Origin of the sequence: Acetobacterium wieringae (assembly GCF_026646375.1) — a bacterium.
Taxonomy (GTDB): Bacteria; Bacillota; Clostridia; order Eubacteriales; family Eubacteriaceae; genus Acetobacterium; species Acetobacterium wieringae_A.
On the sequence record NZ_JAIPPU010000026.1, the window covers coordinates 1 to 16,777 of the forward strand.

The 16,777-nt window shown below is 32.9% G+C and carries 13 protein-coding genes; all 13 read right to left on the reverse strand.

Features of this window, described 5'->3' with window-relative positions:
- Positions 1–181: 181 nt before the first annotated feature.
- Positions 182–1,972 (reverse strand): hypothetical protein, encoded by a 1,791-nt coding sequence (locus Q7P33_RS16825; RefSeq protein WP_303871894.1) that lies wholly within the window; start codon positions 1,970–1,972, stop codon positions 182–184.
- Entirely contained in the window at positions 1,962–2,657 is a 696-nt protein-coding gene (locus Q7P33_RS16830) for a hypothetical protein (RefSeq protein WP_303871895.1), read from the reverse strand. The genes Q7P33_RS16825 and Q7P33_RS16830 overlap by 11 nt, the downstream gene beginning before the upstream one ends.
- A 147-nt stretch (positions 2,658–2,804) precedes the next feature.
- Positions 2,805–3,356, reverse strand: a complete 552-nt coding sequence (locus Q7P33_RS16835; RefSeq protein ID WP_303871896.1) for a uracil-DNA glycosylase family protein — start codon at positions 3,354–3,356, stop codon at positions 2,805–2,807.
- Entirely contained in the window at positions 3,349–4,683 is a 1,335-nt protein-coding gene (locus tag Q7P33_RS16840; protein WP_303871897.1) for a radical SAM protein, read from the reverse strand. Before Q7P33_RS16840 ends, Q7P33_RS16835 begins: the two co-directional genes overlap by 8 nt.
- On the reverse strand, positions 4,680–5,291 hold the full coding sequence (gene tmk, locus Q7P33_RS16845; RefSeq protein ID WP_303871898.1) for a dTMP kinase: 612 nt from the start codon (positions 5,289–5,291) through the stop codon (positions 4,680–4,682). The genes Q7P33_RS16840 and tmk overlap by 4 nt, the downstream gene beginning before the upstream one ends.
- Before the next feature lie 200 nt (positions 5,292–5,491).
- Complete coding sequence (locus tag Q7P33_RS16850; protein WP_303871899.1) at positions 5,492–6,469, reverse strand: hypothetical protein; 978 nt, start codon at positions 6,467–6,469, stop codon at positions 5,492–5,494.
- 50 nt (positions 6,470–6,519) lie between these two features.
- A complete protein-coding gene (locus tag Q7P33_RS16855; RefSeq protein WP_303871900.1) occupies positions 6,520–7,845 on the reverse strand; it encodes a hypothetical protein in 1,326 nt (441 codons plus the stop codon).
- A complete protein-coding gene (locus Q7P33_RS16860; RefSeq protein ID WP_303871901.1) occupies positions 7,838–9,508 on the reverse strand; it encodes a hypothetical protein in 1,671 nt (556 codons plus the stop codon). Before Q7P33_RS16860 ends, Q7P33_RS16855 begins: the two co-directional genes overlap by 8 nt.
- Before the next feature lie 225 nt (positions 9,509–9,733).
- Positions 9,734–11,113, reverse strand: coding sequence for an HNH endonuclease (locus Q7P33_RS16865; protein WP_303871902.1), 1,380 nt, complete (start codon positions 11,111–11,113; stop codon positions 9,734–9,736).
- A 202-nt stretch (positions 11,114–11,315) separates the two neighbouring features.
- Positions 11,316–11,528: a DUF3006 domain-containing protein gene (locus Q7P33_RS16870; protein WP_303871903.1), complete on the reverse strand. Its 213-nt coding sequence runs from the start codon at positions 11,526–11,528 to the stop codon at positions 11,316–11,318.
- 77 nt (positions 11,529–11,605) lie between these two features.
- Positions 11,606–13,093 (reverse strand): MBL fold metallo-hydrolase, encoded by a 1,488-nt coding sequence (locus tag Q7P33_RS16875; protein WP_303871904.1) that lies wholly within the window; start codon positions 13,091–13,093, stop codon positions 11,606–11,608.
- A gap of 380 nt (positions 13,094–13,473) precedes the next feature.
- Positions 13,474–15,417: a DUF262 domain-containing protein gene (locus Q7P33_RS16880; RefSeq protein WP_303871905.1), complete on the reverse strand. Its 1,944-nt coding sequence runs from the start codon at positions 15,415–15,417 to the stop codon at positions 13,474–13,476.
- Positions 15,414–16,739 carry a DUF262 domain-containing protein gene (locus tag Q7P33_RS16885; protein ID WP_303871906.1) on the reverse strand — a complete coding sequence of 442 codons (1,326 nt, stop codon included), beginning with the start codon at positions 16,737–16,739 and terminating at the stop codon, positions 15,414–15,416. Before Q7P33_RS16885 ends, Q7P33_RS16880 begins: the two co-directional genes overlap by 4 nt.
- Positions 16,740–16,777 lie beyond the last annotated feature (38 nt).

Sequence of the window (16,777 nt, forward strand, 5' to 3'; positions counted from 1 at the left end):
ATTATTATAACTTATTTTTAGGTTTCTGTGTCCAACCTCTTGTGTACATCATAATTCAACAATGTCTAAGGATGCAAAAAATAATACAATTTAGCGTTTATTGAATTACGCTAAATTGTATCATTACGCTAAAATGTATGCTATATCAAACCAATCAACAAGGTTAAATAATTCTTCTAAATCATCCAGTCATATATTCAATAACTGAATTTTTTACTTGAACTATTCTTACATCTTGTATATAGTTCATCCTAATTTCGTCAATTTCCGCATCATAAATCTCACCTATATTTGAAAATTTCTTCTTTAATCTCTCTTTTATGGCCACACTTAATCTTAAGCTATCTATATCATGAGATCTTAAAACATTATATAAAGATTCAACATCTTCATCTTCTTGTTTCATCTTACTACCACACTTAGGGCAAAAATTATATTCCTCATTTGTTGAAAAATCACATTTCTCATTTGAACAATTACACTCTTTTTCAAGTGCAACTCTTTTTTGTAGGTCTGATATCTCAGGAGTCGTTGAATAATATGCCTGATTATTCTCAATTGCAATTGAAACTTGATCCATTTCTTCAACGCCAATAATGATTCTATTTGAAAAAAGGATGCTTGGGTTAAGACTTATTAAAAATCCATAATTATTGTGACCAATACTCTTTTTGCTATAATCAATCGTTATTATATTGTGATATGCTAATATATCAAAAATTTGCGGTATAGAATCATAAGCGTTTGTCTCGATAAAGAACCCAATGGATAATTTTTTTGACTGTTTCCTTCTATTTTCATTCCACTTTCTAAGATTTGTTATAATTACTTGCTTAACAAAAATCTCAGACTCTCTGATATATGACTCATATTTTTTCAATCTGCTTTGTAAGGATGTAAAATCTTTCCACTTATTTTCAAACACTTGTCTAATTGCTTTTATAACATCTTGATATATAATATTGCTCTTTGTAAATACTTTCGAATTGTCTAACTCATCAATAATATGAAATGCAAATCTAGGATTTCCGTTACTACAAATGCATATTGTTTGTATCACTTCATCATTTTTACATAATTTCGACCAATATGAGTTGTCAAAGGCCACAATCCGTTTTTGTAGAATACTCTTGATATAGTTAATATCATTTATGTCTTTAGCATTCCAATCAATTCGTAACTCTTTAGCATCTTGCCCTTTCTCAAAGTATCTTCCGTAATTTGTAATGCCTGGATAAACAGCAGCTTTGCAGGCAATATTCGGATTACGGAGACTTTTAAAAAGCGTAAAAAACTTTTCTTGTTGATCATGAGAAAAAACATGTGCCGCTTCATCAAAGAGTAGAACAATTCTTTCTAACTCAAAATCTTCTTTTAATTGTAATAAAAACTCTTTGAAACTAACTGGATTGTCCAATATTTCAGCTAGCTTCACTGATGGCGACTGTTCATTCAGTTTTGCACTATCCTCAATATCACCACGTTCCAAAACTTTTATATATTCGTCAAGAAGATTTACGTAGTTTCTAAAAGAATCTTCCATTTTATGATTTGTAGGTTTATTAAATATATTCGCTAGTCTGCTACTTAGCTGATCTGCACAAGTTGGCCTTAAACTTATACATTTTTTTAAAACTTCTTGTAAAATCTTACCCATTGTCCATTGTAAAAATGGGTCAATTGAGCCATCAACTATTTTTATTCGTGCAATCCTTAACGATTCTTCAAAATTTACCCAAACAGCTAATATACTATCCTTGCCGAAATTTTCTGAAGCATTTATTTCAGCACTTCGCATAAGCATTGTTTTGCCAATTCCACGTGATCCTTCTAAGATATATTGTTCGGAATCTAAAAGTCTTTCAATATGAGAATGTTGCGTTCCAATAAAATAATCTTGAATTGAAGTGTCATTTAAACTTTCTGTTCTATCTACAATATAGTTTCCTAATGAATTAGAATTATTTGCCATTAAACTTAACCACCTTTGTAAATTCAGCTAATTCCAGTAGTGTTATATTATCACGTACGTTAAATCTCAATACATACATAAGTGCTATGATACTCATTGTCTCTATAAACATTTTTTCAAATTTTTTAAACGATATTTCATTATATTCAATATTAAGCGCTTCAGAATTTAAAAGCTTTTTATATCTGCCATGAACAACATCACATTGATTTTTATAAATTAAAACTAATTTTTCAGATACTGCATTCTTTTGTTTTTCAATTTCTCCAATATCGTCAGCAAAATACTGAATATAGTTTGTTTTAAAGAATTGATAATCATTTACTAATGAAGTAACATACTTGTCAGCAATTGAATCATGTTCTAAAAACATGAAATATTCAATTCTATGATCATAATAATAAAAAGAACTGCAAGCCATTTCTAAAATACTGCGCAGGGATATCATAGCCAATCTATAAAACCCTGAAATTCCCGTGTGGATCACTCCAATAATATCAGCAACAATATCATTCCACAGTTTTATGAGTTCTCTATCCTCCGAATCAATAGATTGGTGTATGTCGAGAAATACATTTAAATATTCAAGTATCTTCGTGAAATTATTATTATCTAAAGTTGCTTTTTGAATACTTATTACATTATCAATTATATCTGTCTGGATTTGTTGCTTTTGAAATGACACTTTTACCTCCATATTAAAACAGCATTGTATATTTATTATAGTATAACAGATTTTCTACTTTTGATTGTACTTTCATATTATTTGTATTTTTTATTTTACTGCTTACAATTTCACATGAAAAGAATTGTACACTGGCTTATCACAATATCAAATCGTCGAAATAATAAGCTCTTTAACAGCATCAATGTATATCTCTTTATTCTTTCTTTTGTATATGCTTATATAAGATGGATGATGAATTGGTAAAAAGCTGTAATCGCCATGCCTATAAAGCTTATATTCATAGTCATTGAATTTATCAAATGTTACTTTTAAACTTTTTTCAACTGATTGGATTACATTATTGCCTAATAAAATAATAATTTTGGGATTCAGGAGCTCGATTTCTCTCTTAAGGTTTACAATGCAAAGATCCATTTCTTTTTTAGTCGGGTATCTTAGTTTGCCATTATTGCTTAATGGTAGACACTTAACTACATTAGTTTTGTAGAACTTACACCCACATACCTCTGCTTCCATTTCACTAATAAGTTTTCCAGATCTAGTAGATGTTGATAAAGGGATTTCATCCATGATGTTATCAACTTTTTTAGCAGAAAGGCCGACCCACATAACATCGCACTCCTCAACTTTATCTAATAACGGTCTTTGATTATTACACATGTTACACTTTTGGCAATTCATTATTTCCTTAATCATATTGTCCTCCTAGCTTACTAGTTTTATAAATAAATTCATATAATACATTATCATCACATTCACTATAGTTTTTAGTTTGGATATTAAAATTGCCTCTATCAAGCAACGTAGAAAGCCTCTGGTTTTCTTGATAGTTCAATTCAAATTGAGGTTCAACAAATTTATTAAATAATGCTGTTCCGTGATAGGGTCTAAACTGAAAAACACTTGTCCTAAAATTTCCATCCAAATTTAATGAATTTCTGTATATAGAAGTAGCAACTTCAAGGCTCATTTCCATATCACACTGAGATTCTAATGGAAAGCCAAAGATAAAATATCCTTTGATATCAATTCCACATTTTAAAATTTTCTCTGAAGTATACTTTATCTCATCTATAGTTCCTAATTTATTAATCATTTTCCTGATTTTATCAGAGCCTGATTCAATTCCTATAAATAATTCAATGCAGCCACTCTTTTTCATTTGAATGAGTAACTCTTCTGAGGCATTCTCAAATGTCTTTATATGTGCCATAGCTCTCCATGATAAATTAAACATGCTGAATATTTCCGTAGCATCTCGTATCGAATTGGGACTTCTTAAAAACAAGTCATCTAATACTCTTATACATTGAACTGTTGGGTCTTCTGTAATTAGATCGCTGATTTCATTAGCTATTACAGCCTTTTCTTTTAATCTGATTTTGCTTTTTTCATTCAGACTTTTTGCCGCTCCACAAAAAGCACAATTATAAATGCAACCTCGTGATGTTATTATTGATTTTTCTTTCAAACCATAATAGTTTACCACAAAATATTCGTTAAGTAATTCTCTATTTAAAGGTAAAATATTAATATTTGATGGGAAATATTTTGATGCATTATCTACCTGGTATACTATACGAGTCTCACTTTGAAACAAAGGATCCTCAGAAACTATATCTTCAATGACATCACAAATGATCAAATCACCTTCCCCAATTATCACAATTAAATCATTATCAGTATGCCATTTAATTATATCTTTATAAATAAATTTCGAACACTGTCCACCAACAATTAATTTTGCATTTAATTTATATGATTCCAAAATATTTTTAACAACTGGAATATTAACTGAGAAAATGTTAATACAAATGATATCAGGCTTAATATTATAAAGCTCTTGAATCACTTGAGAAACATTAAGACCTAATTGTATTGAATCAAGAATTATTACATCCCAATTTTTTTGTTGAATTTTTGTCGCCAAATAACCGAGTCCAAACGGTGGTAAATACTCATTACCCGCTACCTCTGACTCTAAACGGTTATAAATTGGCGAATTAATCAATACTACTTTCATTTTGTACTCTCCCAATCATTCAACGAATACGTCTTTAAGATGATATCCCCTAGCTTCTCTATAATCTTTGCTATGGGCTCTTCTGTATTTATATATTCTATTTTGTAACCGAGTTCCTCTAAATAATTACCCGCTTTAAATGATAATTCGATTTCCCTTTTACTACTAAAATCTCTTTCGAATCTAGTCAAAGTTGGTCTATCAGATAGCCTTTCATTGATTGTTTTTTCGTCCGCATAGACAATTACTGATAAATCTGGCTTTAAAATCCCAGTATTTATCTTCATGACTTCATTCATACTCAAACCATCTAAAACCTGTAATATTAAAGAAGAAGCGATATATCTGTCACATAAAATAATGCCTCCCTTTTTAATGTATGGTAAAATCTCTGTTTTTATATGATTATGCCTATCTGCAGCAACCAAATTAGCTAGTATATATGATGAATAATTTTCTTCAGATTCTCGTATGAACTTTCCAATTTCAGTCTCTGATGGCTCTTTTGTGATATAGATCTCCTTTTTTTTAGAGACCAAATATTTGGCAAGTTCATTAATGATTGTTGATTTACCAGATCCATTTGGTCCGTCAAAAGTGACAAACATACTATTCCCCCCTTCAATAAAACATCTTCGACATTTTTTTATACTCATTCTAATTAAACAAAATTGTTATACCTATAAATTCTTTGATTTTCATTTGAAGTTTTCCTTTTTAATATCCCATATCTTGATTAAAAAATCGGTATTCTATTAACATCTATACCTTACATTAAAACTTGAACAAAATTTACTGCTTGGCTAAACTAATTAATCTGCTGACCTTCTGAATTCCAGTTGCCATCCTTATTTTTTTCATATAATCTATAAGTTGTTCCTTGGATTTGAAAATAGTAATCCATTTGCCCACTCTTATAGTATTTCCTCGAATTATGGTTAACACAATCTGAATACAATTGACATCTAATTGAACTTTTATTAAAGTCCGGATACTTTATAATTATTGAGTCAATAACTTCTTTCATAGTGAATTGACCATCACTACTTTTTGAAAGAATTGTATCAACTGCATTCTTAACTACGGTCTTAATAGGTTCGTCACCATTCCAACGTACGCTGTTGCTTGAGCTATTTTTAGTTGATTTTACCATTGAAGATTTAGCTTCTTCGATTTCTGTGCTTACGTAATACTCGCCTGATTCATTGCTAAAGACATCATACTTTAAGAAACTCATATCAATACCAAATTTATTTAGATAAAATATAATATCTTTGATTGTATTTGATATTTCTTCAGCAACAATAAATAATCGCAGCCGATTATTGAACGTAATTGAAATGCTTTCATCGACATCAGGATAAAATATTTTCTGGTGAATCTCTGATAATTCCATTCCTAAATATTCATTCTTTCTCTCGAAGTATTTCATTGTTATAATGTTTAATTGTTCATACGTCAGTTGCTCTGCCCACGCTGCATACTCCAAAATCTGTGCAATTACTTCTCTTGGCGCTTTTCCTTTCTTCAGTTCTACAATTACCACATTTCCTTCAGCATCAATACCTATTAAATCCGGATACTTATATCGATCTTCATACACAGCAGTTACTTGTCTGCCAATCCAAATTATATTGAGATCCTCTTCATTATCTAAAAGGATATGCGGACTATTTTCTAACCAATTTTCAAAATCTCTCTCATAATCAATATCTTGTCGATCTGCCTTTTCTAATACGCCATCAGACAAATCATCTTTTTCATAGTTAAGCCTGTAAAGTGCCATGTTTACTCCTTTTTACTCTAATTGAAGTGGTCAAGTAGTTTTCTGATATTCTATTTTTTAATTGCATTCATTTCGTGAATGATATGACTCAATGGATTTAATTTATCAGCAGTCACTCTTACTAACTGAATATATTTTTCTATTAATTGAATAGTCTCACTATCTTCAATCATTTCCAACTGAATTTCAAGATCATCAGCATATTTAAGCAGCTTCTCATGTTTAAACCAATTATCTGCATGTTCTTCAATGCTCTTAACTAAAGCTTCTTTTCTCGCCTGTCTTATTTTTTCTTGCTTCGCAAGGTTCTTGGCTTTTTCTTCATCTTGTAGTTCTTTTTGTAGCTGATCATACTTTACTGATTCTTTCTTACGATCTAGTTGGTAAAGAATTTCATTGTTGCAGCATTCTTCATAAACCTCAAGAATGATAGTCGAAATCTGTTTTTCTAAAGGATTTTCTTCAGAATCCATGTATGAAAAAAACCGCTCCCGATTTTTTTGTGTATTATATCCATATTCTGTGCCAAATAATTTCAAATCAAATGTAAGATTGCCATCGAATACCGCTTCATATGATGGCCTCAAATCATGAATTTCTGTTTGGTCGATCAAGTGTCGACGCTTTATTTTACCCTCACGCATATCAAAAGTAACTTTAGTTTTTAAAAGAGTTAAGCTAATGTTATCTTCTCTAACCGATTGATCTACTGTGAAATTTGCTTTTAGAATTCGAAATGATTTTATTATCGTATCAATGATTCTATACGAACGACTTTGCAGCTTGTTGGAAACTTCAATCGGCAGCACCGGTTCATTGTTTCGATTTTTTATTTTCATATTTGATTTCTGGATCATGGTATAATCATCTCGAAAGGGATATTCTTTATCCCGCATATCACGATATTCAAGTTCTAATTTGTGTTTAGAGATTAGATCATCATAGGTATTGATCCTGCCTGGAACAACTATCTTTTTACACCAATCAGAAAAAATTTCGAGTGAACCTGGGGTAAATAAATCAAATCCATGCATCATTTCTAACTCTTCAATTGACAAAACCTCTAGATCTAAAAGTTCAATCGATATTTTTTTGTCCTTTAAGTGAATTTCACCTGCATCATCAGTATTATTCTGACCATTTCTCAAAATTATTTCAACATAGGGTGGAAGTGGTGGTCTTTCAGAAACAGGTTTTCCCGCTTTAACCTTTGCCCAGTAACCACTTGGAGGCAATGGAATGTTTAATGCCTTGCATCTTTTTCTTAAACCACTATCGGACATATCATATTTCTTTGCAACGGCTGTCATTGGCTCAGTCCAAACCTCCTCATACAGCGTTGTTCGCAGCTTCTTTATTTCCAGAGTTTCATTCATTACTATTTCCTCCAGAACAAAACCCAAAACCACTCCGTAGGAGATTGTCTACTAGTACTTCCAGTTCATCATCGTTAGCTATATTCTTAGGTATCAAGTATCGTCGTTGATTATCATTAAACGTTACGCTGAGCATTGAGTAAAAGTCATCAAATATAGGATACCTATACTTATTTAAATAAAACACATCAGTCCCATCACTCATCGTTTTAGATTTTGGCCAATTACGGGTTTTTGATGTAACATTTGTAATATTCAGACACACAATGGAGTTCTTGTATTCTATCAATGCCCCGAATATCTCACTTTGATTATAGTTAGTATCCCTTTTGCTTGCAAATAAAAGTGGAAAATCAATAGAAAACTGCAACCGAATTTTCCTTTGACGCAATTGGTCTTTTAATTTTATGATATCCTCTATTGTGCTGATATAACTTACTGGCTTTGTTCTCTGGTTTCCTGAGCCGTTAACAATTGCAATTTTCACATGTGAATACTTCTTCATTTTCTTTTCAAGTAACGAGCAACATGAAAAGAAAATTTCTTCATCAAATGATGCTGTTTTTAATGGTGACGTAAACTCGAGAATTTTTGGCGGTCCATAGTTTATAATTGAAGTATCAATTTTTTCAATAAGCGTAGTCATTTCCTTGATGTTTTGCCACACAGTGGAATTTTCCTGCGTAGAATTTACTCTCAAAATGTATTCTTCTTTTGGGGGATTTTTCAAAATGCCGTCTGTTGTTATAATGTGTTCGGTTGAACATACGATATCCTCTGGATAATTTAGATTATTACTCGACACAGGCAGGAGGGCATTTACATTTTTTACAATACTCACTCTGCCTCGAGCGACACAAAGATTTACGTATTCAGGCCAGTAATCATCATCATATACTTCGTTAAATAGCCACTCATGCATAACCAACATTTCAAGCTCACCACGTTTATTTTCCAGAAAAGGTCTAAATTTATTTTCATCATAGATTCGTTCAATATCAAATGGGTTGTCATTATATCTGTGATTATAGTTGTTAATACGATAGTGCCTATCCGTCCATTCATTTCGCTCATATTTAACATATCGCTCGTAGTATGAATAAGCTAAATTTGATGCAAATGTATATAGATTAACTCCGTATTGACGATATGTCTCACGAACCCATGATACAAGATTATTATCAAGACGAATCATCTCAGATACACTAGGTGGTTCAGTGATATATTTTTTTATTTCAGCCATGAGCCTTGCAATGTCTTTGTTATATTGACTCAAATCAACATCTTTAAGCTTATAGCTTGTACAAAATGAATCTGCCAAAGAAGAAAAATCTTGATCTGAAAAGTAAAAATCTAAACAAGGTAACTCACTAAGCCAGTTATCAACCGCTCTATATATTCTGAACTTGTGTTTCAAATAAAAATCCAGAATAAAATCTTTACTCTCAGGATATTTGTTAGAAATTTCTTTTTCTAACTTATCTACAGTTTGTTTTAATTTTATTTCTTCAGCATCACATGTTTCCATGGTTAAGTATTCATTAAAATAGGACATCACATACTTCATAACAGCGGTCATATTCTCAGATTGTTTTGAATAATCAAATTCGTCGATCTTATTAGCCCTTTTCATTTTACCGATATATTCTTCTATTGTTAACATCCCATTTCCTCCTTAATTACATAAAAAATGTAAAGAAACGGCTTAGTTACTTTATCTCACTTTTGTAATGTAAATGTTTGATTTGTGTTGGAATGACAAAGTAGATTAATTTAGCCCAAAAGGGAATTCATATCATTTGTGTTATGAATTATTTTTTCTTTCCCAAAAACTCATGTTGTTCCACATTAACAATTAACTTTGAATCAAAAAGCAATGATCTGATTATTAATATAGTTTTAACAGCTCCTCCAAACAAATAGGTATTCCCGCTTGCGCTAATTCTTCTCTACGTTTTTTATACAGAGTTTCAATTAATTCCGCTGCCTCATTGCCGTAATGGATTTGGTTATGGCAATTACTGCAGAGAGAAATAATATTCGCTTCAACATCTAAAGAGTTGTCAAATGAGCCTTGATTAGCCATCGGAATTATATGATGCGGTTCGGCGTATTTTGTTTTAGAACTTCTCCTAATAAAGCTTGGATGGGTTTCTTCAATTTCACAATTATGCTTTGCCCTATTTAGTGCATTCGCAGCAATTTTTTTATCCCTTGGATAGGTTTTGTTTCCACCGTTAATGATTGCTTCAGATCTTTTTTTCGGTTCAGGTTTATAATTGACTTCTTGAGTTGGTAATGAAGAAAGCACTTCGTCAATCTCATCAATAAGTTCATTATCTAACTTGCTTTCGATAGTTTTATTCTCTTTATTTTTCAATAAATCCAATAATGCTTTTTTCTCATTATCGGTTTTCTGAACAGCAACAGTTTCATTTATAATATATTCAGACATTTCTTTATTTGATGAAAATAAATATCCTGTATTACCTCTGCCTATCCGGTTAAATGGGGCATTCTTTGTAGGTTGTAATTTCATTAATTCATTCATATGGTCCGAAGTAATAATTGGATTTTTAATCGTAAAATATTCAGTATCAACCCGCCATCCTTTGTTATTCCATTGATCTGGCAGTTCTAAAGGTCTTTCAGATTCAAAAACATCTCTTTTAGCAACACTAATAGCTACTATTTTTTTGAAAAAACTATGTATTATCAAATCGCCCTTTTTAACATTTTTCATTTCATCCCAATGTGAATTCCGCTTACCATTTTCGCCGAGTTGAGGTGCCCACAAATACCCTCCAGAATATTCTTCATCATAACTTTTATTTTGAAAAACAAAAAAATAACGGCGATCATTTATTTGTTTTAACTGGCTCGTTCGTTCCAGAATAAACTCTTCTAACTCCGCTGAAACCCTGCTTGGACCTTGCACGGCCTTTAAACCAAACCGTTTTAATGAGTCGTAACTAAGTAAACCATCATCGAATTTCTTTAGTAATTGCAACTCCATATATCTACCATAATTCTCAAAATTCGAACCGTCTATTACATATTTAGAATCATCAATCACTGCTTCTTTTAAATTCACTTCAATAACTTTTGTTTCGAATTTGATTTCACCGTATGGTTTTGTAACATAGATATATACGAGATCTCCTTTTTGGATATCAGTACTCTGCTTCCAATTGATATTTTCAAGAACATTGAATGTTCCAACAACATCATATTCATTTGGGTTGCATATAATTACCCACTTTCCCATGACAAACCTCTCTTCACTTATTAAAATTATTGCAGAAAATTTTATGCATTTTAAAATACGAATGACATAATATGCAAAAATGCGAAAACTAGGCCTCGCTATTTCTTCGGTTTACTACCTATGGATCAAAATATTCATAGCTTCATTATCTACCTTTTTTTAAAAATGCACTAGGATCTAGTCTCACCAGGTTGACCTACATTTATTTCCATAAGTTTTTAGCCAGATTTTCTAACTCTAGTTTTCTTTTTTTTGTCGCAGCAACATCAATTGTGATCTGATCATTATCTATCTCAAGCACATCGCCTTCTTTTGCGTCAACTGGTATTTTTGCTTTTTGAATATCAATCATTTTCCGATCCTCTTTTTCGCAGACAGCATAGTCGCCTTCAAATCGATCAATAATTACTTTCATGATTCGTTTCTCTTTTCTTTTTATGGATTGCATTTACTGCAGGGAGTCAATCCCTGGCTTAACGCCACTGATTTTAATTACGGGATTTTGCTACTACTTAAATAGCTGCATCGGTCTTTATGGTATTTTGTACCCGATGTTGTTTTGTAAACTGTATAATCTGTTGGTTCTACCGGTGTAGAATTGGTTGGAGTGGTATTAAATGTAATATTACTTCCATCACTGTTGGCTACAATCGTTCCGTTTAAATCTGTCCGGAATATTTTTATACCGTCATTTTGCAATAGGGTAATCGTACTTGCTGCTGGATGCCCATAGGTATTACCTGCACCAACACTGATGATTGCATATGAAGGACTTGTTGCATCCAAGAATGATTGAGTGGTGGAGGAAGTGCTGCCATGATGCCCAACTTTCAAGACATCTACGTTAAGATCATACCCCGCATTAATCATATCTTGTTCATTCACAGCTTCAGCATCACCCGTAAATAGAAAACTATTGTTAACATAATCGACCTTTAAAACAATTGATGACGTGTTTAATTCAGCCTGATCCCAGTTGATTGGACCTAAAATCGTGCAGGTTGCATCACCCAACATAAAACTTTTTCCTGGGGTTGGAGAATTAAACTGCATCCCTTTATTAGCGACAGCCGTTAATAAATCTTGATAGGTTTTTGTTGTTGCTGTTGCTTCAGGCAGATATATTTTGCCAATATTAAATGAATTAACGATATAATCCATCCCGCCAATATGGTCTTCATGGGGATGCGTGCAGATCACATAGTCCAAAACGCTGACGCCTTGATTTGAAATATAATTCTTTACAGCATCGGCATCATCGTTGTTTGCCGCATCAATGAGCATGGCATGATCACCTTGCTGGATCAAAATACTATCTGTTTGGCCCACATCAATATAGCTGACTTTTAAATCGCCAGTTGGATTTTCCGGCTCAACTGGTGCGTTTTTATCATAGAATGGTAAAGCTGTCGTTACAGTAGGCGCTCCTTGTCCAGCTGGGACAACTTGAATTCTAATCCCTTCTAAACGATATCCATAACCGGCGGTTCCAGAACTTTCGCCATTTTTAGCCCATCCAAGCCAACCGAAATTTTCAGCATGAACTTGATAATAGATGTCAAACTTAGCTGCATCAGCCCCGATTAGTTTTATTTGAATCGCTTCCAAGCGATAGGACAAACCTTCCGTCCCACTCATGGTGCCGTTACTTTTCCAACCTCGATTCGTATTAGCTTCCCAGCCAATATTCTGAATATGCGTTTGATAAGAAACGCCTAGATCATATCCTTGGTTATCAAGTTTGATCTCTATCCCTTCTAAGCGAAGGCTTCGTCCAGATGTCCCACTCATATCACCGTTGCTTTTAAAGCCTTGCCATCCAACATTTTGAACGTGGGTTTGGTAACTACAACCGGGTGTTGCTTGTGTTAGCACGCTTTCGTTGTTACCGTTTTCAGCAAAAGCGGTTATTGGCAGCAAGCCTGTCATTACAACCATTAAGAGAAATACAACAAGTCTGCTCAGAACCTTCTTTTTCATTTCTTGTCCTCTTTCATTTCCGATTATTGTATCTATGGTGATCCAATATAATACACTTTAACTCAAATTATACGCTTTTAATTATATCGTTGCAATAAATTATTTCTATTGCTCACTGCCATGGCAGAAATTCCCGGATAATCTCCCGCAATTTTTCAGGTTATTTTCTAAAATTTCTGATCTCGTCATCAGTATATTTTGCCAAAAAAGTCACATCCTTACTCATAATCAATTTCGTATAATTAATATAAACTGATTCTACACTTTAATGCATTCGATTTCAAGCCAGCAAGATGTTTTGGGCAAAAAAATAACAGTAAACCGTTTTATCAGTTTACTGTTATTGGAAAAATATTCAACATTTTATTCTTAGTTACAAACTAACAACCATAGATATATTCTTCAATTAGTTTTTCTATACTTTTTTCCATTTCAAAAATTGCCGTTCGCTTCGTTTCATCCCATCCATTCCATAACTCAGTTTTTTCTGCCATCATTTGCAATTTGAGGCTTTGCGTACTAAAAATATTTCGCCAGTTTGCCAGTTTTGCCAATGGATACAGATTGCCAAATGCTGAATTCTGACTAGCAACTATTAAGCACAGATTCCCAAAGCAATGCAGCAAATCATCAGGTAATTTAGATTTTTTTTCTGACTCGTTTGGGTTTTGCGGATACCAATGCTCAATTGAACGTCTGTATGTAAAACGGAAATCATTAAACGTAACTTTATTATAATCTGACCCTAACTTGACTCGGTTTTTCCACAACACATAGTCAGTTAAGTTAAAAGCATATACAGGTACATAATTTTCGTATCTTAATCTCTGAACGTCAAGCCCTCTGTTATTGCAGATTCTCTCAATCGCTGATCTCTTTGATAGCTCCTCCAAAAAATCGTAAAAATCCTTACCAAAATCATCTTCATTTGGTTTCTCTGCATTTTCAAATAAATATTTTAGTATTGTATACAGCCATTTCGTGTCTTTATAGGCCGTAAATGTTACGGCAAACATCGACTGCAGCATCAGGATTTCGTCATTATTTTCTGCGAAAGCGTTTTTATCATACCGCGTTTGAACATATAAATGTCCCCTCGCTTTTTCATTCTTGTCTTGACGGTATGCCTTTTGTAGAAACCATTCTCCCTCTTTACGGCGATTTGTAGTTTCTAGCGAGTTTCGGATAATCAAATTGTCAAAAATGAATTTTGCTTTCAGCAGGTTTTCCCCAAAATTTAATATCCATTGACTATCCCTTGATGATACTTTAAAAGCCGATACCAGCTTTTTATCATCCAGCTGAATTGAACCAGCATCTACGTTATCAGTCAAATACAAAGCATAATACAGAAAGGTATTAAAATTAATGATGCAACGATATTTACTGGAATCTTCATTCTCTTCAGCATCAATATCTGCACTATTATCAACGGTTTCTTTAATGGCCTCAATTAATGACTTTTTGCTTTCTTTATTAACGACAATCTTGGAATAAATGTCTTTTAAGCTATATCCATACTGCCAAGAATTTTTTCCTGGCTCATATTCGCTCCACTCGCAATTAAATACTTTTTCCCGCTCTTCATCAGCATCTGATCCTTTTGTCTTTTTCTTAAAAAACTTTATACAGGGGGTATCGAATTGAGAACAGGCATCCCAAATTTTCGCAAATTTTTGAACTTCGGTATAATCGACATCATCGGCTACAAGACGCTGCATAAGCTCGGCTTTTATAATTTCGTGGTATTCTAATTGCTCACCGCGCGAGTTAAATCGTTCAAAATACAGATTAACATCCAGATCTTTGGGCATTTCGCTAATAAAAATTTTCACCTGATCTAAGAGGTATCCATAAAAATCTTCTGTTTTAATATCTGGATAATCACTCGACCCGATATGCTCTTTCAGAGCACTCACCGTTTCATCATAACCACGTCTTAATTCGTTGTCAGTAATTCCAGTATCCATGTCATTTATAAATAAGCTCTTCAATGTTTCATTCGAACGTTTTCGCGCTTCAAAGCATAAGTTCATTTTATTAACGCGCTTTGTGAAGGATGATTCATTTTGAATGGCCAGAGCTATAAGCAGTATTGTCGTAAAGCGCTGCTGCCCATCTATGATCGAATAATCATTTCCTTTTTTACTTACGACGAGTGTCCCAATGAAATACTCAGAACGATTATCTTTGATCGAATCAAGCAAATCGATTATTAATTGAGTTATTTCCACATCAGTCCACGCAAAATTTCGCTGGTACAGTGGAATGGAATAGGTATTCTTGTTCAGCAATTCGAATATAGTCAATGGATTGTTCATCATTCTACCTCCCCATTAAGTTTATTGATAATATCTGCGGACGTTAGATTTCCCAGCAAATCAGTATCTATTCGGGCAACAAATTCACGCGGTGTAGCTGAAACCGCTAATTCCTGAAATAACTTTTGACATTTTCTCCGCTGAAATGTTCCACCTGCTGCATAATTTGCAAGTGTTGTGTCGTAAATCGCTTTTGCCGCAGTTCTTGGATAAAACGCCCAAACAAATACCTTTTCACAGACTTCCTGGTCAAGTTTTTCCTTTCCAAAACGATCAATAAATGTTGCTAGTAAGTTTGTATACAGATTGATATTTCGTGAATAAATACTTTTCTTGCTGTTCACTATACCTTTGATTTCCTTGGAATTTTTAATTTCCTCGGTAATAATTCCGTCTACTATATTGCCTTCATAAAAATTATTTTTGAAAAGCTCATAGGCGAATTCAATAAAATCAAAAAATGTATTCCCGTTAATGATAGGCATGTTAATAGAACTGGGAAAATCGATATTGTTGTTAAGTAATTCTTCATACAACTGCAAATATGGGTATTTCTCATTCTTTTGAAGATTTACACCCTTGAAATCATCGATGAAACGCTCCGTAAATTTCAACTCGCTGCCATGCTTTTTTTTGTACAAACCCGTATCGCCGTTAATCCAACGTCTTATTCTAAATAAGTGCTTGTCAAATAAATCGCGGAGATTAAGTTCACTATCATCAACGAATTTTTCCCACTTTTCTACCGTGCTTTCGGACGGCTTATCAATTGCTCTTAAATGATATGCTTTCAATAAATCGTGAGGTTCTAACGCCTTGCCACGGTTATTTTGCGAATCAAAAAGCTGGAAGGCTTCTGCCAGACATTCTGATGGCATTTCTATTACCGATACTTTACATTTGTTCAGCATATAGTTTCTGATGCTATCTAAATCGTCTTTAGAAATTAAGCCACAAAGAAAACACCATTCATCATAATTTTCTTTTGCGTTTCGCTGTGAGATGCCTACATATTTGCCTTTCAATAAGTTAGCAGCACCTTCAGGCAAATTATCTTGTGCAACATAATATAAAAATAATGAAATAGAAATCAAACGTTGCTGACCATCCACAATGTCTATGTTTTGATCATCTTTATTGTGCAAAATGATCGATCCGATTCGATACTCACTCACTTTATTTTCAAACGCTTCTCGTATGTCATAAAAAAGATTACGAATATGCCTGCGTTCCCATTTATAAGGGCGCTGATACTCTGGAATTTTAAGACTTCCATTTTGTAAAACATCTGATATTGATTTTACTGAAAAAGTAATTTGTTTCATCTTTTGTCTCCTTTATCTTCGTTGTCTTTTTATATTTT

Coding starts and splice junctions, on each gene's coding strand:
- Q7P33_RS16825 (WP_303871894.1), bottom strand. CDS start 1,972: ATGGCAAATAATTCTAATTCATTAGGAAACTATATTGTAGATAGAACA.
- Q7P33_RS16835 (WP_303871896.1), bottom strand. CDS start 3,356: ATGATTAAGGAAATAATGAATTGCCAAAAGTGTAACATGTGTAATAAT.
- Q7P33_RS16840 (WP_303871897.1), bottom strand. CDS start 4,683: ATGAAAGTAGTATTGATTAATTCGCCAATTTATAACCGTTTAGAGTCA.
- tmk (WP_303871898.1), bottom strand. CDS start 5,291: ATGTTTGTCACTTTTGACGGACCAAATGGATCTGGTAAATCAACAATC.
- Q7P33_RS16850 (WP_303871899.1), bottom strand. CDS start 6,469: ATGGCACTTTACAGGCTTAACTATGAAAAAGATGATTTGTCTGATGGC.
- Q7P33_RS16855 (WP_303871900.1), bottom strand. CDS start 7,845: ATGAATGAAACTCTGGAAATAAAGAAGCTGCGAACAACGCTGTATGAG.
- Q7P33_RS16860 (WP_303871901.1), bottom strand. CDS start 9,508: ATGTTAACAATAGAAGAATATATCGGTAAAATGAAAAGGGCTAATAAG.
- Q7P33_RS16865 (WP_303871902.1), bottom strand. CDS start 11,113: ATGGGAAAGTGGGTAATTATATGCAACCCAAATGAATATGATGTTGTT.
- Q7P33_RS16870 (WP_303871903.1), bottom strand. CDS start 11,528: ATGAAAGTAATTATTGATCGATTTGAAGGCGACTATGCTGTCTGCGAA.
- Q7P33_RS16875 (WP_303871904.1), bottom strand. CDS start 13,093: ATGAAAAAGAAGGTTCTGAGCAGACTTGTTGTATTTCTCTTAATGGTT.
- Q7P33_RS16880 (WP_303871905.1), bottom strand. CDS start 15,417: ATGATGAACAATCCATTGACTATATTCGAATTGCTGAACAAGAATACC.
- Q7P33_RS16885 (WP_303871906.1), bottom strand. CDS start 16,739: ATGAAACAAATTACTTTTTCAGTAAAATCAATATCAGATGTTTTACAA.